20 protein-coding genes are annotated in these 21,661 nt (G+C 68.2%); 11 read left to right on the top strand and 9 right to left on the bottom strand.

Going from position 1 to position 21,661, the window contains the following annotated elements; all coding sequences use genetic code 11:
• The first annotated feature begins 5 nt into the window (after positions 1 to 5).
• The 6 genes from BLO63_RS08740 to BLO63_RS08765 are packed head-to-tail and all read left to right on the top strand — an operon-like array spanning position 6 to position 6,367.
• Positions 6 to 773, top strand: coding sequence for an ABC transporter ATP-binding protein (locus BLO63_RS08740; RefSeq protein WP_162841795.1), 768 nt, complete (start codon positions 6 to 8; stop codon positions 771 to 773).
• Positions 770 to 1,720 carry an arginase family protein gene (locus BLO63_RS08745; protein ID WP_244517770.1) on the top strand — a complete coding sequence of 317 codons (951 nt, stop codon included), beginning with the start codon at positions 770 to 772 and terminating at the stop codon, positions 1,718 to 1,720. The genes BLO63_RS08740 and BLO63_RS08745 overlap by 4 nt, the downstream gene beginning before the upstream one ends.
• Positions 1,721 to 1,732: 12 nt before the next feature.
• Positions 1,733 to 2,890 (top strand): aromatic ring-hydroxylating oxygenase subunit alpha, encoded by a 1,158-nt coding sequence (locus BLO63_RS08750; protein WP_091439201.1) that lies wholly within the window; start codon positions 1,733 to 1,735, stop codon positions 2,888 to 2,890.
• Between the two features lie 5 nt (positions 2,891 to 2,895).
• Positions 2,896 to 3,885, top strand: coding sequence for an NAD(P)-dependent oxidoreductase (locus BLO63_RS08755; protein ID WP_244517813.1), 990 nt, complete (start codon positions 2,896 to 2,898; stop codon positions 3,883 to 3,885).
• Positions 3,882 to 4,766 (top strand): amidohydrolase family protein, encoded by an 885-nt coding sequence (locus tag BLO63_RS08760; RefSeq protein WP_091439205.1) that lies wholly within the window; start codon positions 3,882 to 3,884, stop codon positions 4,764 to 4,766. The genes BLO63_RS08755 and BLO63_RS08760 overlap by 4 nt, the downstream gene beginning before the upstream one ends.
• Positions 4,763 to 6,367 (top strand): gamma-glutamyltransferase family protein, encoded by a 1,605-nt coding sequence (locus tag BLO63_RS08765; RefSeq protein ID WP_091439208.1) that lies wholly within the window; start codon positions 4,763 to 4,765, stop codon positions 6,365 to 6,367. The genes BLO63_RS08760 and BLO63_RS08765 overlap by 4 nt, the downstream gene beginning before the upstream one ends.
• Positions 6,368 to 6,403: 36 nt before the next feature.
• On the opposite strand, the gene BLO63_RS08770 is transcribed toward BLO63_RS08765, so the two are convergent.
• From BLO63_RS08770 to BLO63_RS08800, 7 genes are read right to left on the bottom strand one after another with little or no spacing between them, the layout of a single operon-like run.
• Positions 6,404 to 6,994 (bottom strand): GAF domain-containing protein, encoded by a 591-nt coding sequence (locus BLO63_RS08770; RefSeq protein ID WP_091439210.1) that lies wholly within the window; start codon positions 6,992 to 6,994, stop codon positions 6,404 to 6,406.
• 8 nt (positions 6,995 to 7,002) lie between these two features.
• Positions 7,003 to 8,505 carry an amidohydrolase family protein gene (locus BLO63_RS08775; protein ID WP_091439213.1) on the bottom strand — a complete coding sequence of 501 codons (1,503 nt, stop codon included), beginning with the start codon at positions 8,503 to 8,505 and terminating at the stop codon, positions 7,003 to 7,005.
• Entirely contained in the window at positions 8,502 to 9,560 is a 1,059-nt protein-coding gene (locus BLO63_RS08780; RefSeq protein ID WP_091439215.1) for an ABC transporter ATP-binding protein, read from the bottom strand. Before BLO63_RS08780 ends, BLO63_RS08775 begins: the two co-directional genes overlap by 4 nt.
• Positions 9,557 to 10,537, bottom strand: coding sequence for an ABC transporter ATP-binding protein (locus tag BLO63_RS08785; protein WP_091439217.1), 981 nt, complete (start codon positions 10,535 to 10,537; stop codon positions 9,557 to 9,559). The genes BLO63_RS08780 and BLO63_RS08785 overlap by 4 nt, the downstream gene beginning before the upstream one ends.
• Positions 10,534 to 11,466: an ABC transporter permease gene (locus tag BLO63_RS08790; RefSeq protein WP_091439220.1), complete on the bottom strand. Its 933-nt coding sequence runs from the start codon at positions 11,464 to 11,466 to the stop codon at positions 10,534 to 10,536. The genes BLO63_RS08785 and BLO63_RS08790 overlap by 4 nt, the downstream gene beginning before the upstream one ends.
• Positions 11,463 to 12,446 carry an ABC transporter permease gene (locus tag BLO63_RS08795; protein ID WP_091439222.1) on the bottom strand — a complete coding sequence of 328 codons (984 nt, stop codon included), beginning with the start codon at positions 12,444 to 12,446 and terminating at the stop codon, positions 11,463 to 11,465. The genes BLO63_RS08790 and BLO63_RS08795 overlap by 4 nt, the downstream gene beginning before the upstream one ends.
• Before the next feature lie 23 nt (positions 12,447 to 12,469).
• Positions 12,470 to 14,071 carry an ABC transporter substrate-binding protein gene (locus tag BLO63_RS08800; RefSeq protein WP_091439224.1) on the bottom strand — a complete coding sequence of 534 codons (1,602 nt, stop codon included), beginning with the start codon at positions 14,069 to 14,071 and terminating at the stop codon, positions 12,470 to 12,472.
• Between the two features lie 293 nt (positions 14,072 to 14,364).
• On the opposite strand from BLO63_RS08800, the gene BLO63_RS08805 reads away from it, so the two are divergent.
• From BLO63_RS08805 to BLO63_RS08825, 5 genes are all read left to right on the top strand, one after another.
• The gene (locus BLO63_RS08805) at positions 14,365 to 15,138 is read left to right on the top strand and encodes a maleate cis-trans isomerase family protein (protein WP_091439227.1); all 774 of its coding nucleotides are present in this window, start codon (positions 14,365 to 14,367) and stop codon (positions 15,136 to 15,138) included.
• 5 nt (positions 15,139 to 15,143) lie between these two features.
• Positions 15,144 to 15,809 (top strand): GntR family transcriptional regulator, encoded by a 666-nt coding sequence (locus BLO63_RS08810; RefSeq protein WP_091439228.1) that lies wholly within the window; start codon positions 15,144 to 15,146, stop codon positions 15,807 to 15,809.
• A gap of 323 nt (positions 15,810 to 16,132) precedes the next feature.
• Positions 16,133 to 17,365 carry an amidohydrolase family protein gene (locus BLO63_RS08815; RefSeq protein ID WP_091439231.1) on the top strand — a complete coding sequence of 411 codons (1,233 nt, stop codon included), beginning with the start codon at positions 16,133 to 16,135 and terminating at the stop codon, positions 17,363 to 17,365.
• Positions 17,366 to 17,374: 9 nt separating this feature from the next.
• A complete protein-coding gene (locus BLO63_RS08820; RefSeq protein ID WP_091439233.1) occupies positions 17,375 to 18,601 on the top strand; it encodes an amidase in 1,227 nt (408 codons plus the stop codon).
• Positions 18,598 to 19,275 carry a TetR/AcrR family transcriptional regulator gene (locus tag BLO63_RS08825; protein ID WP_091439235.1) on the top strand — a complete coding sequence of 226 codons (678 nt, stop codon included), beginning with the start codon at positions 18,598 to 18,600 and terminating at the stop codon, positions 19,273 to 19,275. Before BLO63_RS08820 ends, BLO63_RS08825 begins: the two co-directional genes overlap by 4 nt.
• A 46-nt stretch (positions 19,276 to 19,321) precedes the next feature.
• Here BLO63_RS08825 and BLO63_RS08830 read toward each other — a convergent pair whose 3' ends face one another.
• Both BLO63_RS08830 and BLO63_RS08835 read right to left on the bottom strand, forming a co-directional pair.
• The gene (locus BLO63_RS08830) at positions 19,322 to 20,158 is read right to left on the bottom strand and encodes a sugar phosphate isomerase/epimerase family protein (protein ID WP_091439237.1); all 837 of its coding nucleotides are present in this window, start codon (positions 20,156 to 20,158) and stop codon (positions 19,322 to 19,324) included.
• Positions 20,155 to 21,660, bottom strand: a complete 1,506-nt coding sequence (locus tag BLO63_RS08835; protein WP_244517772.1) for a tripartite tricarboxylate transporter permease — start codon at positions 21,658 to 21,660, stop codon at positions 20,155 to 20,157. Before BLO63_RS08835 ends, BLO63_RS08830 begins: the two co-directional genes overlap by 4 nt.
• Between the last annotated feature and the right edge of the window lies 1 nt (position 21,661).

Consider the following 21,661-nt stretch of genomic DNA (forward strand, 5'->3'; position numbering starts at 1 on the left):
TCCAGATGAGCCCCATCGCACCGATCGTCCACCCCATCGAACCAACACTGCACCCCACCGAACCCCTACTTCAGGTTGCGGGACTGGCGGTTTCCTATGGCCGCATCCGCGCCGTCGACGGGATCGACCTCGCCGTGGAGCCCGGCCGGATCGTGTCGCTGGTCGGCTCCAACGGCGCCGGCAAGACCACGACGCTGATGGCGCTGTCCGGCCTGCTGCCGCTCGCCTCCGGGCGAATTCGCTTTGCCGGAGAAGACATTACCGCGCTGGCGCCGGAGCTGCGGGTGGCGCGCGGCATCGCCCATGTGCCGGAGCGCCGCCGCGTCTTCGCCGGCATGAGCGTGCGCGAGAATCTGGTGCTCGGCGCCTATGCGCGCGGCGATGCCGTTGATATCGCAAGCGATCTCGATCGGATGGTGGCGCTGTTCCCGCGCCTCGGCGAGCGCATGGCACAGCTGGCCGGCACCCTGTCCGGCGGCGAGCAGCAGATGCTGGCGATCGCGCGCGGGCTGATGTCGCGCCCGTCTTTGCTCATCATGGACGAGCCCACCATGGGCCTCGCCCCGCAGATGATCGACCTGATCCTCGACACCGTGCTGGAAATCCGCAAGCAGGGGATGACGGTTCTTCTGGTCGAGCAGAACGCGGTCGAGGCGATGCGCCTGTCCGACCATGTCTACATCATGCGCCTGGGCCGTATCGTCCATGAGGATAGCGGCGCGAATATTGATCCGGAGCGCGTGAAGTCTTTCTATCTTGGAGCCGATTCATGACGGAATACCCTGGCGCTGCGCCCCGGATGCGGCTCGGAACCTTTCTCGGCGTGCCACAGGCGACGTCCGCCAGCGCCGGGCAGATCGCCGTCATCGGCCTGCCCTTCGATTGCGGCACCAACGCCACCCGCATCGGCTCGCGCCAGGGGCCGGCCTCGTTCCGCGCCATGTCGAGCGAGGTGCGCCCGTTCTATCCCCCACTGGCGGATAGCGACCCGCGCGAAGGCGGGCGGGTGGTGGATCTCGGCGATGTCGATGTCGTCGCCTCCGATATCGGCCCGTCCATGGCGGCGATGGAAGCCGTGGTGCAAGAGGTGGTGACGGCGGACGCGGTGCCGCTCTGCGTCGGCGGCGACGGCACGGTGACATTGCCGGTTCTGCGAGCACTGGCAAAGCGTTATCCCGAGCTGGTGCTGATCCATATCGACGCCCATACCGACGCCTATCCCGGCGAGGAGCTCAACACCGGCACCACCTTCACCCTGGCGGCGCAGGAAGGGCTGGTCGACACCAAGCGTTCCTTCCACATCGGCGCGCGCGGCACCATGCTGGTCGGCGGCGCCTATGACCACACGCGCGCGCTCGGCTACCGGCTGATCCCCGGCGAGGACGTGCGCAAGCGTGGGCCGGAGGCGATCGCCGCCGAGGTGCGCGAGGTGGTCGGCACGCGCCCCGTTCACCTGTCCTTCGACATGGATTATTTCGACCCCTCCGCCGCGCCGGGTGTCGCCACCCCCACCTGGGGCGGGCCGCCGGTGGCGGAGGTGTTCGATCTCCTGCACGGGCTGAAGGGGCTGGATCTGGTCGGTGTCGACATCAACACGCTGAGCCCGCCCCATGACGTGCAGGGCATGTCGGCCATGCTGGCCGGCCATGTCGCCGTCATCGCCCTTCATCTCGTCCAGCTCGGCCAGGCGGAACACCGCCTGAATGCCGGGCATCGCTGAACGGAGGCCGTCATGAGCCTGGAAACGACGCTGGTTCCCGAACCCTATGTCTGGTCCGAGCCGCCGCTCGGCGATGCCAAGAGCGCGCCGACCCGCTTCTACACCGACCCCGCCGTGTTCAAGGCCGAGATGGCGCACATCCACATGAAGAGCTGGTTCTTCGCCGGCCGGGTGGACGAGGTGGCGAACCCCGGCGACTTCAAGGCGCTCGACAGCGTCGGCGGCCCGGCGCTGCTGGTACGCGGCGAGGACGGCGTGCTGCGCGCCTTCGCCAATGTGTGCCGCCACCGCGCCTCCATCCTCATGGAAGGCTGCGGCAACGCCAGGAACCTCACCTGCCCCTACCACGCCTGGAACTACCGGCTCGACGGCACGCTGGCCGGCGCGCCCGGCATGCGCGAAGTGCCGAAATTCGAGAAGCCGCCGCACGGCCTCATCCCCATCCGCATGGAAGTGTGGGAAGGCTCGGTCTTCCTCAACTATGACGACAATGCCCCCGGCCTGATGGCCCATCTCGGCAACATGCCGGAGCTGGTCGGCAGCCATAAGCTCGGCGAGATGGTCAAGACCTGGCACATGGAGATCGAGACGAGGTGCAACTGGAAGCTCCTGCTCGAAAACGCCATGGAGACCTACCACACCGGCATCGTCCACGCCGCCACCGTCGGCGCCCAGCGCTCGGTCAGCTTCCCCACCCAGGGCAATTGGCACGTCATCCAGGTGCAGGCCAACCGCTCCATCGCCGTGCTCGGCCAGGAGCCGCCCTTCCCGCCGATCGAGGGCCTGTCCGAGCAGGCGCGCAAGGGCACGTTCTTCACCGTCATCGAGCCGACCGTGCAGTTCGTCTACGCACAGGACTGCATGTGGTGGCTGGCGGTGCGGCCGATCGCGGTCGACCGCTCCGTGCTCTCCGTCGGCGGCTGCTTCCCCAAGGCCTATACCGAGCTGCCCGATTTCGAGGAGCGCGCGGCGCCCTATTACAAGCGCTGGGAAGCGGTGGCGATGGAGGATGTCGACATCCTGCAGAAGCAGCAGATCGGCCTCTCCTCCTGCCTCGCCCGCCCCGGCCCGCTCTCCTGGCGCGACGACATGGTGCTGGCGATGAACCGCTGGGTGATGGCGCAGCTGCCCGCCGACATCGTCGCCGGCATGGCTGAGGGAACCGAGTGAAACCTATGCGTGTGCTGCTCACCCATAACCGCGACCTGCTCAAGCATTTCTACGGCTACAGGGCCGTCGACGCCCTGAAGGCACTGCCGATCGAGCTGGTGATGAACGACAGTAATGAGCCCCTGTCGGGAGACACCCTCGTGAAGGCAGCGGAGGGCTGCGAGGTGGTCATCTCCGACCGCCTCGCAGCCGGCCCGCGCGAGGTGATGCAGCGGCTGAAGGATGTGAAGCTGTTCACCCGCTGCGCCGTCGACATGCGCAATATCGACGTCGACGCCGCCTCCGAGGCCGGCATCCTCGTCTGCAACTGCTCCTCCGGCTATGCCGACGCGGTGGCCGAGCACGCCCTCGCCCTCATGCTCGACCTCGCCCGCAACATCACGCGGGATGCCGAGCGCTACCATGCCGGCGACGCCTCGCATGCGATGGTGTTCGGCCGGCAGCTGGCCGGCGCCCATGTCGGCGTCATCGGCTATGGCTCGATTGGCCGGCGCATCGTCGAGCTGGCTTTGGCCTTCAAGATGAAGGTGACGGTGCATGACCCCTATGCGCGCTTCGACAATGGCGCCGTCATCCCCGTGGGGCTGGACGAGGTGCTAGCCAAGCCCGATTTCGTGGTCTGCGCCGCCTATGCGACGCCGGAAACCGAGCGGATGATGAATGCGGGCGCCTTCGCCCGGATGCGCCGCGGTGCTTTCTTCATCAACGTTTCGCGCGGCATACTGGTCGACGAGGATGCGCTGGAGGCGGCGCTCACATCAGGCACCATCGCCGGGGCCGGGCTTGATGTCGGCGACGGGCCGGACCAGCAGCCCTCGCTGCGGCTCGCCCGCCTGCCCAACGTCGTCGCCACCCCGCATTCGGCGGCGCTGATGATCGAGCCGTCGGAGTTCCAGGCGATGGAAACGGTGGAGCAGGTGAAGGCGATGCTGGAGGGGCGGTTGCCGATCCATGCCAGGAACCCGCATCGCATTCCCAACTGGCTGTCGCGATGAGCGCGCTTGTCCCGGTACGGGCGCCGGCGTTCACGCCGCCTCCGGGCGCGTGCGACTGCCACATGCACATCTATGGCCCGGCGGAGATCTATCCGCCGGCGCCCGCCTCGCCTTTCCCCCCCGTCGCGGGCGGCGACATCGCGGCCTATCTGAAGGTCCGTGCCATGCTCGGCCTCACGCGCGCTGTGGTTGTGCAGCCCTCGGTCTATGGCTTCGACAACCGCGCCACGCTCGACGCCATGGCGGTGCTGGGCGACGATGCGCGCGGCGTCGCGGTGGTGCCGCCTGAGGTGAGCGAACAGGAGCTGGAGCGGCTGACCGGCCTCGGCATACTCGGCATCCGCTTCTTCATGATCGGCGGCGGCGCGCTGGGCTGGGGCGATCTGGAGAGGCTCGCCGCCAAGACCGCCGCCTATGGCTGGCATGTGCAGATGCAGATGGATGGCCGCCTGCTGCACGACGAAGCCGATCGCCTGTCGCGCCTGCCGGGCCGGCTGGTGATCGACCACAATGGCAAATTCCTGGAGCCGGTCGGGCTCGACCATGCCGGCTTCCGGGCGCTGCAACGCCTGCTGGACGGCGGGCGCACTTTTGTGAAAACGTCGGGCGTCTACGAGACCTCGCGCAGCGGTCCGCCCGATTACGCCGATGTCGCGGCGCTGGCCCGCGCACTGATCGCCCATGCCCCGGAGCGCTGCCTGTTCGCCACCAACTGGCCGCACCCGTCCAAGCCCGGCAACCCGCCGGACGACGCAGCGCTGGTCGACCTGTTCCGCGCGCTCTGCGGCAGCGATCCCATTGCGGCGAAAATCATGACAGACAATGCGGCGGAGCTGTATGGCTTCGACCGTCCAACAGGTGAGCAGGAACGCCTCCCGTGATCACGACCCAACGCACCGACTTCTTCGGCCCGGCCCGCCCGACCCTGTTCGCCCGCGATGCGGCGATCGCCACCTCGCACCCGCTGGCAACGGCGGCCGGGCTGGAGGTGCTGCAGGCCGGCGGCAACGCGATGGACGCGGCGCTGGCGGCGGTGGCGGCGCAATGCGTGGTCGAGCCGGCAATGACCGGCATTGGCGGCGACTGCTTCGTGCTCTACGCGCCCAAGGGTCAGCCGACCGTGGCGCTGAACGGCAGCGGCCGCGCGCCGATGGCCGCCAGCGTCGAGGCGCTGAAGGCCGCCGGGCTCACCACCGAGATTCCCCGCACCAGCCCGCATGCCGTCACCGTGCCGGGGGCGATTTCCGCCTGGACGCGGCTGCACGCGGACTATGCCAGCCTGCCGCTCGACCGGCTGTTCGCCCGCGCCATCGACTATGCCGAGAACGGCTACCCCATCACCCAGCGCGTCGCCTTCGACTGGGCCGACGATGCGCCGCTGCTGGCGCAGGACGAAAACGCCAGCGCCTTCTTCCTGAAGGCCGGCAAGCCGCTGCTGGCCGGCGACCGCCACGCCCAGCCGCTGCTCGGCCAGCGCATGCGCGACATCGCCGCCCGGGGCGCGGCGGCCTTCTATGAGGGCGAGACCGCTCAGTCCGTGGTGCGCTATCTCAACAGCCTCGGCGGGCTGCACACGCTGGACGACTTCGCGGCGATGACGAACGGCGCCTTCTACACCACGCCGATCTCCAGCGACTACCGGGGCTATACGGTGGAGGAATGCCCGCCCAACGGGCAGGGCCTGGCGGCGCTGATGATCCTCAACATCCTGCGCGAGTTCGACCTCGGCGAGGGAATGTCGCTGTCCGACCGGGTGCATCTCCACGCCGAGGCCGGCAAGCTCGCCTATTACAACCGCGACGCCCTGCTCGCCGACCCCGCCGCGATGACGGCGCCGGTGGAAGAGCTGCTCTCGCGCGAGACAGCCCGCCGCCTGGCCGCGCGGATCGACATGGGCCGCGCTTTGCCGCCGGCGCTGTGGGACGAGCCGGAGCACAAGGACACGGTTTATATCAGCGTCGTCGACCGCGACGGCAACATGGTGTCGTTCATCAACTCACTGTTCCACGGCTATGGCTCGACCCGTATCGATCCGGCCACCGGCGTGCTGCTGCATTCGCGCGGCGCCTCGTTCCGGCTGATCGAGGGCCACCCCAACGCCATCGCCGGTGGCAAGCGGCCGATGCACACCATCATCCCCGGCCTGCTGCGCAAGGACGGGGAAGCCGTCGGCGTGTTCGGCGTCATGGGCGGGCAGTACCAGGCCTCCGGCCAGGCGGCGCTGCTCTCGGGCCTGTTGGATCGCGGGCTCGACCTGCAGAACGCGGTGGATGCGCCGCGCTCCTTCGCCCATGACGGCGTGCTGGAGATCGAGCGCACCTATCCCGAAAGCCTGCCGGCCGAGCTGGAGGCGCGCGGCCACAAGGTCACCTCAGCCGTCGAGCCCTTCGGCGGCGCGCAGATCATCCTGCGCGATCCCGCCAGCGGCTTCCTGCTGGCCGGTTCCGACCCGCGCAAGGATGGCTGCGCGATGGGTTTCTAAGGCCCGGAGACTGCAAGGCCTGCTTGGTGGAGCGCCTCAGGCGCTCCACGGTCCGAGGCTCTCCGCCACCTCGGCCACACGCTGCGGGCCGCCGAGCCCCATCCAGACGGCGGCAGCGCAGGCGGCGAACAGCTTCTGCACCCGCAGGTCGGTCTCGTCATAGATGTAGCGGGCCTGCGAGGCGGTGTTGAACATGCCGATCACCTCGCCCTTCCACATGACAGGCACATAGATCGAGCAGCCGACCCGCCCGGTCTTGATGATCTGCCGGAAGATCGGGTCGACATCGGTGTTCGGCACCACCGCCGCCTGCTTCGTCTGCACCGTGTGGCCGGGCCGGCTGTCGGTGACGGAGATGCGGGCCCGTCCGAGGCCGAAATTATCGGCAAAGACGATCATGTGGTCGCGGCTCGGCGCGATGAAGAAGCAGGCGGAGACGACGAACTGCGTCTCGCCCGGCTTCAGCGCGCCGGGCTGGTTCACCGCGTCGGGATCGCCGAGCAGCCCGCGCGTGGCGTTGGTGAAGTGGCGCACGCCCTCTTCCGGGTCGCTCTCGCGCCAGGCGGCCTCATTGGCGTCGTGCAGCACCTCGATGGCGCGGGCGTGGAAATCGGCGGGGCGGGTCATGATCTCACTCAGTGGCTGAGGCGGGCGGGATAGGTGTCGGCGGCGATCTCCATGCACTGGCAGCGCCGATAGATGCGCTCGTAATGCGGGGAGATGCGCTCCACATCGGTCTCCGAGGCGGCGAGCTGCGGCGCGATGCGTGTGTGCGCCTCGCGGATCTCGTCGATGATCGCCGCCTCGTCGATGCGCGTGAGCTTGCCGTCGCGCTCGATCACCTCGCCATCGACCATGACGAGGTCGACCTCGGCCCGGCTCGCCGCATAGACCAGCTGGTTCACCGCATTGTTGAGCGGAGTGAAGGGGATACGGTCGAGCCGGTAGCCGACGAGATCGGCGACGCGCCCCGCCTCCACCGCCCCCAGCTCCTTGCCGCGGCCCAGCGCCCGCGCCCCGCCCATGGTGGCGGCATGGAACGCCTCCTCGGCGCCGACCCACTCCGTGTAATCGCCGCGCAGCTTCTGCAGCAGCGCGGCGAGATAGAGCGCGTTCTGCATGTCGGTGCCCTCGATCGAGCCGCAGCCATCGGTGCCGAGACTCACATTCACCCCGGCCTTCAGCAGTTCGCGCACCGGTGCGAGGCCGGAGCCGACCTTTAGATTGGAGGGCGGGTTGTGCTGGATCGACACGCCCGTCTTCGCCAGCAGCTCGATCTCGCGCGGGTTGAGCCAAATGCCGTGGATGAAGGCGGTCTTCGGCTTCATGAAGCCGATGCGGTGCAGATATTCGATCATGGTCGAGCCGTAGAACAGATGGCCCGTCACCACCTGCATCCGCGTCTCCTGCACATGGATCATCAACGGCAGGTCGAAATCGTCCGCCATGCGGCGCACATCGAGCAGAAACTCCTGCGTGCAGCGCTGCGGCGCCGAGGGCGCGGCCATGTAGGCGACGCGGTTGGTCGAGGGATGGTGGTCGCGTGCCAGCCCGCGCACGAAGTCGAGCAGCTCGGCGCCGCTATACATGCGCGTGCCGTCGAACTCGGCGAGCAGGTCCTTGGGGAATTCCTCGTCGACAAAGGGCACGGCGCGGAAGAATGGCTTGTCGAACAGGGTGATGCCGACATTGGCGCGGATGCCGATGTCCTCATAGGCCTGGAACACCTGCTCGACATGGTCGGGGCGGATGCGCGGGCTCTGGTTGGTGTCGTCGCACAGCGTGGTGGTGCCGCTGCGCACCGCCTCGATCGCCCCGATCATGGTGCGCAGATAGACGTCGCGCGGGGTCAGCTCGATCGGCTTCAGCGGCCGGACATAGTTCATCCAGAGCTCAAGCGGCAGATTGTCCTTGCGGCCCTTGTAGAAGCCCTCATGGCTGTGATGATGGCCATTGATCAGGCCGGCCGCGATCAGCAATTCGCGCCCGTCGATCACCGCTCCCTCGGCCGGCTCGCGCGCGCCGGCGGGGCGGATCTCGGTGATGAGGCGGCCGTCGATCTCGATATCGACCGGGCCTGGCGACGGGGTGGCAGCCTCGCCGAGAAGGGCGTGGCAGTTCAGAATCGTGGTCTTCACGCGGCGTCTCCCGATGTGGCGAGGCAGTTCTCATTGGCGGACGGGCGGGATGGCAGCCGCCCCTCCTCCACGGCATGGCAGGCGACGAGCGCCGCCCCGACGCGGAGCGGCAGCGGCCGCTCGCGGGCGCAGCGCGCATTGGCCAGCGGGCAGCGCGGGTGGAAGGCGCAGCCCGTCGGCGGGGCGAGCGGGCTCGGCACCTCGCCGGACAGACGTGCACGGTCGCGTTTCGGCGCGCGCGGATCGGGCACGGTGTCGAGCAGCAGCCGCGTATAGGGGTGCAGCGGCCGGGCGAGGATCTGGCCCGCATCGCCCTGCTCGACCAGCCGGCCGAGATACATCACGCCCATGGCGTCGGCCATGTGGGCGACGACGGCGAGATTGTGCGAGATCAGCAGATAGGTCAGCCCACGTTCGCGCTGCAGGCGCTTCATCAAATTGAGAATCTGCGCCTGCACCGACACATCGAGCGCCGAGGTCGGCTCGTCGCAGACGATGAAGGCCGGGTTCGCCGCCAGCGCCCGGGCGATGGAGATGCGCTGGCGCTGGCCGCCGGAGAACTGGTGCGGAAACTTGGCGGCATCTCCGGGCGCAAGGCCGACGGTTTCCAGCAGTTCCGCCACCCGCGCGTCGAGCGCCGAGCCACGCTGCATCAGCCGATGGGTGAGGATCGGCTCGGCAATGATGCGCCCGACCCGCCAGCGCGGGTTCAGGCTCGCATAGGGATCCTGGAAGATCATCTGCAGATTGCGGCGGTAGGGCATGGCGGCGTGGCGGGTGCGGAAGCCGGCGATATCGACGCCCATGAAGGAGACGCTGCCACCGCTCGGCGGCTGGATGCCGGCGATCGTGCGGGCGATTGTCGACTTGCCGCATCCGGATTCACCGACCAGCGCGAAGGTGGAGCCGCGCGTCACCTCAAAATCCACCTCCTCCACCGCATGCACGGTGCGCCGGCCGGCGCCGGTGACGATCCGCTTGATGAGCGAGGGCGACGCGTCGAAGCGCACGGTGAGCCGGTCGACGGAGAGGATCGTGTCCTTGTGCCCGCTCATGCCGCGCTCCTCGCCACTGGGTCGGCCAGCCAGCAGGCGACCTGCGAGGCGCCCACCGCGAAGGTCGGCGGGCGTTCGCTGGCGCAGCGCACCAGCGCGCGCGGGCAGCGGGGATGAAAGGCGCAGCCCGGCACCGGCGCGTCCGGGCGTGGCATTGAGCCGGGAATCTGCGCCAGCTCCGCGTCCCGCCGGTGCATGTCGGGGATCGAGGCCATCAGCCCGCGCGTATAGGGATGGACGGCCTCGCCGAGCAGGCCGGCCGTCGGGCCGAGCTCGACCAGCCGGCCGGCATACATGACAGCGACCCGGTCGGCGACCTCGGCGATCACCCCCATATCGTGCGTCACCAGCATCACCGTGGTGCCGCGCTCCCGGCACATGGCGCGCAGCAGGTCGAGAATCTGCGCCTGGATCGACACATCAAGCGCCGTGGTCGGCTCATCGGCGATGATGAGACGCGGCTCGCAGCTGAAGGCGAGCGCCAGCACCACGCGCTGGCGCATGCCGCCGGACATTTCATGCGGGTAGCTCGCCAGCCGTTCGCGCGGGGCGGGAATGCCGACCTCGGCCAGCAGCCGCGCGGCGCGCTCCACCGCCTCGGCCGGGGTCAGGTCCAGATGGGTGCGGATGGTCTCGATCAGCTGGTCGCCAATGGTCATCAGCGGGTCGAGGCTGGTCAGCGGGTCCTGGAAGACGGCGGCGATCTCCTTGCCGCGCAATGTGCGCATCGCATCGTCGTCCAGCGTGTCGATCCGCCGCCCATCGAACAGGATGCGCCCGCCGGCCTGATAGGCCGGTCGCTCCAGCAGGCCGAGCACGGCGGTGCCGGTAACGGACTTGCCGGCGCCGGATTCGCCGACGACGCCGAGAATCTCGCCGGCGGCGATCTCGAACGACACGTCGTCGATCGCGGTCATCGCCCGGCCGCGCCGGGCGATCTCGACCCGGAGGCCCTGAACCGAGAGAAGCGCGCTCATGAGGCGAGCTTCGGGTTGAGCGCGTCGCGCAGCCAGTCGCCGAAAATGTTCACCGACAGCGACAGCAGCACCAGCAGCAGGCCGGGAAGCGCGCTGATCCACCAGTCGCCGGAGAACACGAACTCATTGCCGATCCGCACCAGCGAGCCGAGCGAGGGCTGGGTGGAGGGCAGGCCGACGCCGAGGAAGGACAGAGTGGATTCGGTAAGGATGGCCAGAGCGAGGTTGATGGTGGCGATCACCAGCACCGAGCCGAGCACATTGGGCAGGATATGGGTGAGCAGGATGCGCGGCGTGCTTACCCCGGTCACCTTGGCCGCCAGCACATAGTCCCGCCCGCGCTCCACCAGCACAAGGCCGCGCACCGTGCGGGCATATTGCACCCAGAACGAGGCGGCGATGGCGGCGACGAGGATCGGCACCGCCAGCTCGGCGTGGAGCTCCTGCGGCATGGCGGTGCGCGCCACCCCGTCGATCAGCAGGGCGATGAGGATGGCGGGAAAGCTCAGCTGCACATCGGCCGCGCGCATGATGAACGCGTCGAGCACCCCGCCGAAATAGCCGGCCATCAGCCCCAGCAGCACGCCGGCAAGGGCGGCGGCGGCGACGCTGGCGAGGCCCACCACCAGCGAGGTGCGCAGCCCGTAGAGCATGGCCGACAGCATGTCGCGGCCCTGCGGATCGGTGCCGAGCAGATAGACATCGCCGAACATCCCCTCGACGCCGGGCGGCAGGCGGGCGTCGGCGGCATTGGCGGCGGCGGGGTCGAAGGCGTCATACGGCGCCAGGACAGGCGCGCCCATCGCCGCGACCAGCAAAGCGAGGCCGACCAGCGCGGCGAGGATCGCCACCGGCGACCGGCGGAAGCGATAGGCGAGATCGCCCTGCCACCAGTTGCCGACGCTGCGGCCGATCGAGAGGAGGCTCATGCCGCCCTCCTCGCGCCGCCGCCGGACCGCACCCGCGGGTCGATGGCGACATAGGCGAGATCGACCGCCAGATTGATCACGGCGAAGCACAGCGCGATGAGTACGAGATAGGCGGCAAGCAGCGGCACATCGGCGAACTGGATCGCCTGGATCACCAGAAGTCCGAGGCCGGGCCACTGGAACACCGTCTCGACGATGATGGAGAAGGCGAACACATTGCCGAACTGAAGCCCGATCATCGTCACGACAGGCACCAGCGTGTTGCGCAGCGCGTGGCGGTACTGGATCGCGCGCGGCTTCAGCCCTCGTGCCCTCGCGAAGCGGATGAAGTCGGCACGCATCACCTCCAGCATCTCCGCCCGCGCCAGCCGCAGGATCAGCGCCAGCTGGAACACGCCCAGCGTGACGGCGGGCAGCACCAGCGCGCGCAGGCCACTTGTGGTGAGCAGCCCGGTGGTCCAGCCGCCGATCTCCACCACCTGCCCGCGCCCGAAGGAGGGCAGCCAGCCGAGCCAGACCGAGAAGAACAGGATCAGCGCGATACCGATCAGGAAGGTCGGCAGCGCGACGCCGATCAGCGAGGCCGCCATCAGCGCCTGCGCCGCCCAATGGTCGCGGTGGAGCGCGGTCCACACGCCCAGCGGCACGCCGAGGCCGGTGGCGATCAGCATGGAGATCAGCGCCAGTTCCAGCGTCGCCGGGAAGCGCTCGGCGATCAGCGTCGCCACCGGCTGGCCGAAACGGTAGGACATGCCGAAATCGCCGGTCAGCGCATGGCCGACAAAGCGGGCGAACTGGAGGATGAAGGCATCGTCCAGCCCCAGCGCCGCCCGCATCGCCTCGCGGTCGGCCAGGCTCGCGCTCTGCCCCACCATGTTGTTGACGGGATCGCCGACATAACGGAACAGCGCGAAGCTGACGAAGGCCGCGACGAGGAGCACGAGCACGGTCTGCCCGAGCCGTCCGAGAACGAAGCTCATGTCGCGGCCTCCCTTTCAGGACGTCAGTCGACGCTCACCCATTTCAGCTCCAGGCTGTCATCCGAGCGCTGCACCACGTTCACGCCCTTGCGCACGCCCCAGGCGAGGCCGGCCTGATGCACCGGGATGTGGCCATAATCCGCCTTGTCCAGCATCATCGCCTCGAAGATCATGGCGTTGCGCTTGGCCGGATCGACCTCGACCTCGATCTTCTGGGTCAGTTCGTCGACCTTGGGGTTGGAGTAGTTGCCGATATTGTAGGTGCCGACCTTGCCCTCCGGCGTGTTCATCGTGTCCTGCAGCGTCGAATGGGCGTCGTAGCTCAGCGGCTGCCAGCCGATCATGGCGAAGGAGGTGTCGCGGGCGAGCACCTTCTCGAAGAATTTCGAGCGGGTCTGGGCGTTCAGCGTCACCTTCAGCCCAACCCGGCCAAGCATGCCGACGATGGCCTGGCAGATGCGCTCGTCATTGACGTAGCGGTCATTGGAGCAGTCCATGGTGAAGGAGAAGCCGTCGGGATAACCCGCCTCGGCCAGCAGCTTCTTCGACGCTTCCGGGTCATAGGGCGCGGCGCGGTCGTCGAGCTTGGGGTCGTAGCCGTTGATCCCAGGCGCGATCATGGTGCCGGCGATGTGCGAGGTGCCGCCCATGATGCGGTCGCGGATCGCGTTCATGTCGATCGCCTGGTAGATCGCCTGGCGGACGCGCTTGTCCTTGAGGGGGTTCTTGCCCTTGGCGTCGGAGTTCTGCAGCTCGTCGCGGTGCTGGTCCATGGCGAGCATCATGGTGCGCAGCTCGGAGCCCTTCAGCACGCTGGTGCCCTCATTGCCGTCGATGCGCGCGACGTCCTGCTGCGGCACCGGATAGACCATATCGACCTCGCCCGAGAGCAGGGCGGCGACGCGGGTGGCGTCGGACTGGATCGGCGTGAACACGACCTTGTCGACATTGGAGCTCTTCTCGCCCCACCAGTTCGGGTTGGGCACCAGCTCGGTCTTCACGCCGGCCTGGCGCGAGGCGATCATGAACGGGCCGGTGCCGTTGGCGTTGGTGGAAGCAAAGTTCTCCACCTTCGCCTTCACGCTCGCCGGCGCGGTGGCGCCGTTCTTCTCCGCCCAGGCCTTGCTCATGATGTAGGTGGAGGTGATCTGCACCGGCAGGATCGGGTTGGGCTTGGCCATGACGAGATCGACGGTGAGATCGTCCACCTTCTTGATGTCGGTCACCGAGGCGACCGTATAGGCCATGTCCGAGCCGTCCTTCTTCACCCGCTGCAGCGAGAAGATCACATCGTCGGCGGTGAGCGGGGTGCCATCGGCGAACTTCACGCCCTCGCGCAGATGGAAACGCCACACATTGGGTTCCGGCTGCTCCCATTTGGTCGCCAGCGCCGGCACCAGTTCCAGCTTCTTGCCGCGCCCGACCAGCGGCTCATAGACCTGACCGAGCCAGGAGAGGGTGAAGGTCTCGGCCAGCGCGTGCGGGTCGAGCGAGGCGGGGTCGACGCGGTAGGCATAGCGGAAGGTCTTGCCGTCCTGCGCCATGGCCGGGGCCGGGAACAGCACCGGCGCAGCGGCGAGGAAGGCAGCGGAAAGCGCGGTGGTCAGCAAAAGGGGCAAGCGCATGACACGGCTCCTGGAAGGATTTTTTGAATTCATTATCGTGATTAAAGTCTGCAACAACTAAGTGGTCACTTAAATACCAAATAGTAGGCACCACGCCGGAAGCGCGGTCAGGGCGATGCCATCAGGCGCGCCATGCTCTGCACGATAACTATGCAATTTCGTTGATTTCAAAGCACTCAGCCGGATTGACTGATGTCGGCGCTCAGGGCAAGACGAAGGAGAAGGGGCGCGGCGCACATGCAGGTGGACGCCGCGCCCGGTGATCAACGCGGCTGTTGTCGGGTCATTTTTGAATGCAAAATGTCGTCCCTTTCCCCCGGCACCTGATCGGCATGCTGACGCCCTCGTCCAACACCGTGCTGGAGCCCTACACGGCACGGATGCTGGAGCCGCTGTTTCCCGGCGTCTCGGCGCATTTCGGCCGCTTCCGGGTGACGCGCATCGCCCTCGACGACAGCGCGTCCGACCAGTTCCGCCAGGAGCCCATCCTCGCCGCCGCCGAGCTGCTGGCGGATGCGCGCACCGATATCATCGCCTGGAACGGCACCTCGGCGAGCTGGCTCGGCTTCGACACCGACGAGCGGCTCTGCGCGCAGATCCACGCCCGCACCGGGGTGAAGGCCACCAGCGCCATCCTCAGCCTCAACCGGCTGATCGCCGAGCGCGGTGTGAAGCGGCTCGGCCTGGTGACGCCCTATACGGAGGATGTCGGCGCGCGCATCGTCGCCAACTACGCCTCCATCGGCGTTGAGGTGGTCGCCGGGTCTCATTGCGGCATATCCGACAATTTCTCCTTCGCCGAGATCGACGAGGACCGCATCGGACAGATGTGCACGGACGTCGCCGGCGCGGCGCCGGACGCCATCGCCATCGTCTGCACCAATATGCGCGGCGCGCTGGTGGGAGCGCAGGTCGAGCGCGCGCTCGGCATTCCGGTGTTCGATTCCGTCAGCACCACGCTGTGGGGCTGCCTGCGCGAAATGGGGGTCTCCACCGCCCCGCTGGCCCCGTTCGGGTCGCTCTTCGCCAGCCCCTCCGGGGCCGGCCTGGCACTGGCCGGGGAGTGAGAACCATGGCCGCGCCGGCACCGGAAGCGAGCGAGGCCGGCACGCTGCACGAGCAGATCGTCAACAAGCTGCGCGCCGTTTTGCTCAATGGCGAATTGGCCGACGGTGCGCGCATCCCCGAGGCGCAGCTGTGCCTGCGCTTCGGCATTTCCCGCACCCCGCTGCGCGAGGCGCTGAAGGTGCTCGCCGCCGAGGGCTTCATCGAGCTGCGGCCCAATCGCGGCTCCATCGTCGCGCCGATCGACCCGGTCGAAGTGGGCCATCTGTTCGAGATGAAGGGCACGCTGGAACAGATGATCGGCCGACTCGCCGCGGTGCGGGCAACCGCCGAGGACGCCGCCCGGATCGAGCGCGCCCATGCTGCGCTCGCCAGCCCTCCCGAGCCGGCCGCCTATACCGCGCTGAACCAGGAGTTCCACCGCGCACTGGCGCTGGCGACACACAATCCCGTGCTGCTGCAGAGCTATGACAATCTGCAGAAGCGCGTGCTGCGGCTGCGTTTCGTCGTGAACGAGAACCCGCAGCGCGTGCTCGAATCCTTCGGCGAGCATGAGGGCATCATGGTCGCCTTCCGCGCCCGCGCCCGCCTCGATCTCGCCGAGCGGCTGGAAGAGCATAACCGGCTGACCGGCGAGGCGGTGCGGCGCACGCTCAAGGGCGAGAGCGCCTGAGGCTGCGCAGCCGCGCGGGAGCGGATTCCTGGGAGCGAACTCCTGGGAGCGGATTCTAGGCAGCCCCTGCCCGCATGGCGCGCAACGGGTTCCGACTCCTCAGAAATCCCTTCGGCAACAGCGTGTTGAGTGGGCACGATCTGGCCAATCAATCGGCTTTACGACGCGGCGGGCCCGTCGCAAACTAAGTAAACACTTAATTGCGTTGCTCTCGTGCCCTGCTCGCCACCTGGGCCCGACGCCCGGCGATGAGGCGCGCCACCCGTTGAGCAGGGCACCCCGGATCGCACGCCGCCGCACTACCGGCCGGAGGAGGCCCGTCGATGGACCTGATCGTAAGGAATGCCCGCCTTCCCGACGCCCCCGACCGCACCGTCGATATCGGCATCAACGCCGGCCGTATCGCGGTGATCGAGGCCGCTCTCGCCGCCGAGGGCGAGGAGCTGGATGTCGGCGGGCGGCTCGTCTCGCCCGGCTTTGTCGAGACCCATATCCATCTCGACAAATCCTGCATTCTCGACCGCTGCCAGTCGGTGCGCGGCGACCTGCCCGAAGCCATTGGCGAGGTGGCCAAGGCCAAGGCCGGCTTCACCCCTGAGGATGTCTATGCGCGGGCCAAACGCACGCTGGAAAAATGCCTGATGCAGGGCACCACCCATATGCGCACCCAGCTGGAGGTCGACCCCGGCATCGGCCTGCGCGGGCTGGAGGGCGTGCGGCCGCTGATCGAGGAATATCGCTGGGCGATCGACATTGAGATCTGCGTCTTCCCGCAGGAAGGTCTGCTCAACAATCCCGGCACCGACGAACTCATGGTCGCGGCGCTGAACAACGGCGCCCGCGTGGTCGGCGCCGCGCCTTATACGGACAGCGACCCGCATGGCCAGATCGACCGGGTGTTCGAACTGGCGCGCGAGTTCGACGTGGATATCGACATGCATCTCGATTTCGGCCCGAGCGCCGAAAATCTGGACCTTGAGTATGTCTGCACGCTGGCGGATCGCTGCCGCTGGGGCGGACGCACCGCCATCGGCCATGTCACCAAGCTGGCGGGGGCGAGCCCGGCCCGGTTCGAGGCGGCGGCGCGACGGATGCGCGACGCCGGAGTGGCGCTTACTGTGCTGCCCTCCACCGATCTGTTCCTGATGGGTCGCGACTGCGATTGCCACCAGCCGCGCGGCGTCACCCACACCCATAAGTTGCTGCATCACGGGGTGAACTGCTCGCTGTCGACCAACAATGTGCTCAATCCGTTCACCCCGTTCGGCGACTGCTCCCTCACCCGCATGGCCAACCTCAACGCCAATATCTGCCATATCGGCGCCGCCGCCGACATTCGCGAGTGCTTCAACATGATCACCGAGCGCTCCGCCCGGCTGATCAACGCGCCCGACTATGGCCTCGCCCCCGGCAAGGCGGCCGATTTCGTCGTGCTGGACTGCGCGCGTACCGAGGAGGCGGTGGCCGAGCTTGCCCCCGTCCTGTTCGCCTATAAGCGCGGCCGGCGAACCCTGACGCGGCCCGCCCCGGCGCTGCATCGCCCGCAGCCCAACTGAGCAAACCGCATGCCCCCCGACGCCCGCCCACCCGATGACCCCTTCGGCGCCTTCTGTCAGGAGAACCATGTGGCCCGGCCGGCCACAGGCGAAGGGTCCCTGTCCGGGCTCAGCTTCGGTCTGAAGGACGTGTTCGACGTCGCCGGCAGCCGCACCGGCTTCGGCCATCCCGCCTGGCTCGCCACCCATCCGCCCGCCACCTTGACGGCGGAGGCGGTGACGGCCCTGCTCGCCGCCGGCGCCGCCCTGCATGGCCGCACGCTGAGCGACGAGCTGTGCTACTCGATCTCGGGCGAGAATTTTCACTACGGCATGCCGATCAACCCCGCCGCCCGCGACCGGCTGCCGGGCGGCTCCTCTAGCGGCTCGGCGGTGGCGGTGGCCGCTCGGCTGGTGGATTTCGCCATCGGCACGGATTGCGGTGGCTCGGTGCGGGTGCCGGCGGCCTATTGCGGGCTGTTAGGCATGCGCCCGACCCATGGCCACGTGTCCCTTGCCGGCGTCGCGCCCTTCGCCCCGCGCTTCGACACGGTCGGCTGGTTCGCCCGCGACACCGGCTTGCTGATGAAGGTCGGCGCCGTGCTGCTCGGGGACCCACCGGAAGTCGCGGCGGGCACCGGCTTCTCCCGTCTTGTCGTCGCCACCGATGCGTTCGAGCGCTGCGACACAAATGTCCGCGCCGTGCTCGCCGACGGCGTGGCGCGTCTCGCGCGCCTGCTGCCCGCCCGCAGCCAGGCGCCGCTGAGCCCCCTCGGCCTCGACCGCTGGCTCGACATCTTCCGCACCGTGCAGGCCTGGGAGATCTGGCAGTCGCTCGGCGGCTGGATCGAGCGCGAGAGACCCGGCTTCGGCGAGGGTGTCGGCCAGCGCCTCGCCGCCGCCGCCAAGGTCGGCCAGGCGGAGGCGCAGGCCGCACGGCAGCAGGCGGACGCCCTCGCGCAGGAACTGGAGGCGACCCTCGGCGACGCGCTCATCTGCCTGCCAACGACACCGGGCCTGCCGCCGCTGCGCGCCACCGCCTCGGCCGAGATCGAAACTGCCTATCGGGCGCGCGCGATGCAGCTGCTGTGCCCGGCCGGGCTTGGCGGCCTGCCGCAGATCACCGTGCCGGTGGGAACGGTGGATGGCGCGCCGGTGGGATTGTCGATCCTGGCGCGACGCGGCCGGGACATGGCATTGCTGAAGCTTGCAGCGCAGGCTTTCGCCGACCTGCCGAGCCCGCCGGAGAGAAGATGAGTTCCGCCCCGCCCGAGGATGCTGTGCCATCCCCCGCCCGCACGCCCGGCAAGCGCAACGCCGCCGCGACCCGCCAGCGCATTCTTGACGTGGCGAAGGCGGAATTCGCCGAGCATGGCTTCAGCGGCAGCCGCATCGAGCGCATCGCCGCCGGCGCCAGTGCCAATGTCGGCATGATCTACCACTATTTCGGCAACAAGGACGAGCTGTACCTCGCCGCGCTGGAGGCCTCCTACAAGATCATCCGCGACCGCGAGCAGACGCTCGACATCGCCCATGCAGACCCCCGCGAGGCGCTGAAGGCTCTTGTCGAACTGACCTTCGATTTCCTCAGCACCGATCCGCATTTCGTGCGGCTGATCATGAACGAGAACCTGATGATGGGCCGTACCGCCCAGCGCTCGGCCACGATCCCGCACCTGACGCGCCCGCTGCTGGAGCAGCTGCGCACCCTGCTGGCACGCGGCCAGAAGGAGAAGATCTTTCACCGGGAGATGGACGCCGAGAACCTCTACATCTCGATCCTCGGCCTGTGCTTCATCCACGTCTCGAACCGCTACACGCTCGGCAGCATGTTCCAGCGCGACTTCGCCGCACCCGACTGGCTGGCGAGGCGCAAGGCGATCGTGGTCGACGTGGTGACACGCTCCATCGTCGTCGCCCCGGCCAGATGACGCGGGGGCCGGCGGAGAATTGTAGCCGGCAACGAACCCCGCCCGGTCAGACCCCTTCGCGCGCCACCGCCTTCTCCGCGATATCGGCGATGATCTCGCGGCCGCGCAGCATGTCGTCAATGCCGAGATAATCCTGCATGTAGTGGCCGCGATAGCCGCGCCGCTCCAGCTCGCGGAAGATGTCGGCAAAGTCGACATTGCCGGTGCCGGGATAGAGATGCTCCTCGATCTCGCCGCGGTTGTCGGCGAGCCGCACCTCGCCGCAGCGGCTGAGATCCATCACGTCGAGAAAGCCGCGAATGCCGCAGTCCAGCATGTGGGCATGGTTGGTGGTAAAGGACCAGCGCAGCGCCGGCGAGGTCAGCCGCTCGAAATAATACAGCGCCTCCCCCGGGTCATGGACGAGATATTTCACCTCGGCGCCGGCCGGCTCGGGGTTCATGTTCTCCAGCAGGATAGTCATGCCCTCGTCTTCGGCAATGGCACTCATCCGGGCGAGGCGGGCGACGGCGATGTCCATCCGCTCGCGCTTGTCGGCGGTGAAGTGATAGCCGCCATGCATGATGACCCAGCCGGCGCCAATGGCCTTGGCGGCGCGCAGATAGGCGGTCAGATAGGCATCCGTCGCCTCGCTGAGAAAGGGCGAATCCTCCGCCACATTGACCGCCGACAGCGTGTGCAGGCCGAGCGTGACGCCCGCTTCCGCGATCCTCTCCCGGGCGCGGGCAAGACGGGGATTGGCCGGGTCCAGCAGCGCCGGGTCCGGGTCGAGGCAGATATCGAGATAGCGCACGCCATGGGCGATCGCCCAGTCGAGGCCCGGCTCCAGCCCGATCCGCCGGTTGAGATCGATGCCGATGCGGGAGCGGAAATCGTTGTTCATGGGGCTTCTCCTGCACTGGCCGGGCGCGGACGGGAGGCGAGCAGCCCGGCGATCACCGGGATGGCGATGAACAGCACCGCCGCCAGCATGAGCGCCGCCGCGATCGGGCGATTGATGAAGATGAAGGCGGTGCCGTGCGACATGGTCAGCGACTGCCGCAGCGAACTCTCGAACATCGGGCCGAGCACCAGGCCCAGAACCATCGGCGCCGCCGGCCAGTCGAACCGCTTCATGCCCCAGCCAATGGCGCCGAAGCCCACCACCAGCCAGCAATCCTCCAGGCTGTTGGCCTGCGAGAACACGCCGACCAGGCAGATGGCAAGGATCGGCGGGTAGAGCCATTTATACGGCACTTTCAGCAGCCGGGCGAAGACGCCGGCGAGCGGCAGGTTCATGATCAGCAGCAGCAGATTGCCGATATACATGCTGGCGATCACCGCCCAGACCAGCGTGGCGTTCTGGGTGAACAGCTCCGGCCCCGGCCGCAGGCCGAACATGATCAGCGCGCCCAGAATGATCGCCGTGGTGCCGGAGCCGGGAACGCCGAGCGCCAGCATCGGCACCAGCGCGCCGGCGGCGGCGGCGTTGTTGGAGGATTCCGGCCCGGCCACCCCCTCGATGGCGCCCTTGCCGAATTCCTCGGGATGGCGGGAGAGCTTCTTCTCCATGATGTAGGCGATGAAGCTGGCAATGGTCGCCCCGGTGCCGGGCAGCACGCCGACCAGGAAGCCGACGACCGAGCCGCGCAGGATCGGCATGCGGCTGCGCCGCCAGTCCTCCCGCGTCGGCAGCACGTTCTTCACCTCCGCCACCGGGCGGGCGGACGCGGCGGTGCAGCTCGCCAGCACCTCGCCGACGCCGAACAGGGCGACGGTCAGCACGATGAACTCGATGCCGTCGAGCAGCCAGACCATGCCGAAATCGAAGCGCGACACGCCGCTCTGCGGGTCGATGCCGATGGTGGCCAGCAAAAGCCCGGCGACGCCCGCAGCCACGCCCTTCAGCACCGAGCGGCCGCTGACCGCCGCCAGCGCGACGAGGCCGAGCACCACGAGGGCGAAATATTCCGGCGGGCCGAAGGCGAGCGCCGCCTGCGCCAGAGGCGGCGCCAGCAGGGTCAGGCCCAGCGTCGAGATGGTGCCGGCGATGAACGAACCGATGGCGGCGATGCCTAGCGCGGCGCCGGCCCGGCCCTTGATCGCCATCTGGTAGCCATCGATGCTGGTCATGACCGTGGAGGATTCGCCGGGCACGCTGATCAGCACCGAGGTGATGGTGCCGCCATATTGCGCGCCATAATAGATGCCGGCGAACATGATCAGCGAGGCGGTGGGGTCGCTGCCGAAGGTGAGCGGCAGCAGCAGCGCGATCGCCGCCGAGGGGCCGATGCCCGGCAGCACCCCGACCAATTGGCCGAGAAACACGCCGAGGAAGCACATCATCAGGTTGTTCGGGGTCAGCGCGGTGCTGAACCCGCCGCCGAGATCCATCAAGGCTTCCATG

Source organism: Ancylobacter rudongensis (genome assembly GCF_900100155.1).
GTDB classification, from domain to species: domain Bacteria; phylum Pseudomonadota; class Alphaproteobacteria; order Rhizobiales; family Xanthobacteraceae; genus Ancylobacter; species Ancylobacter rudongensis.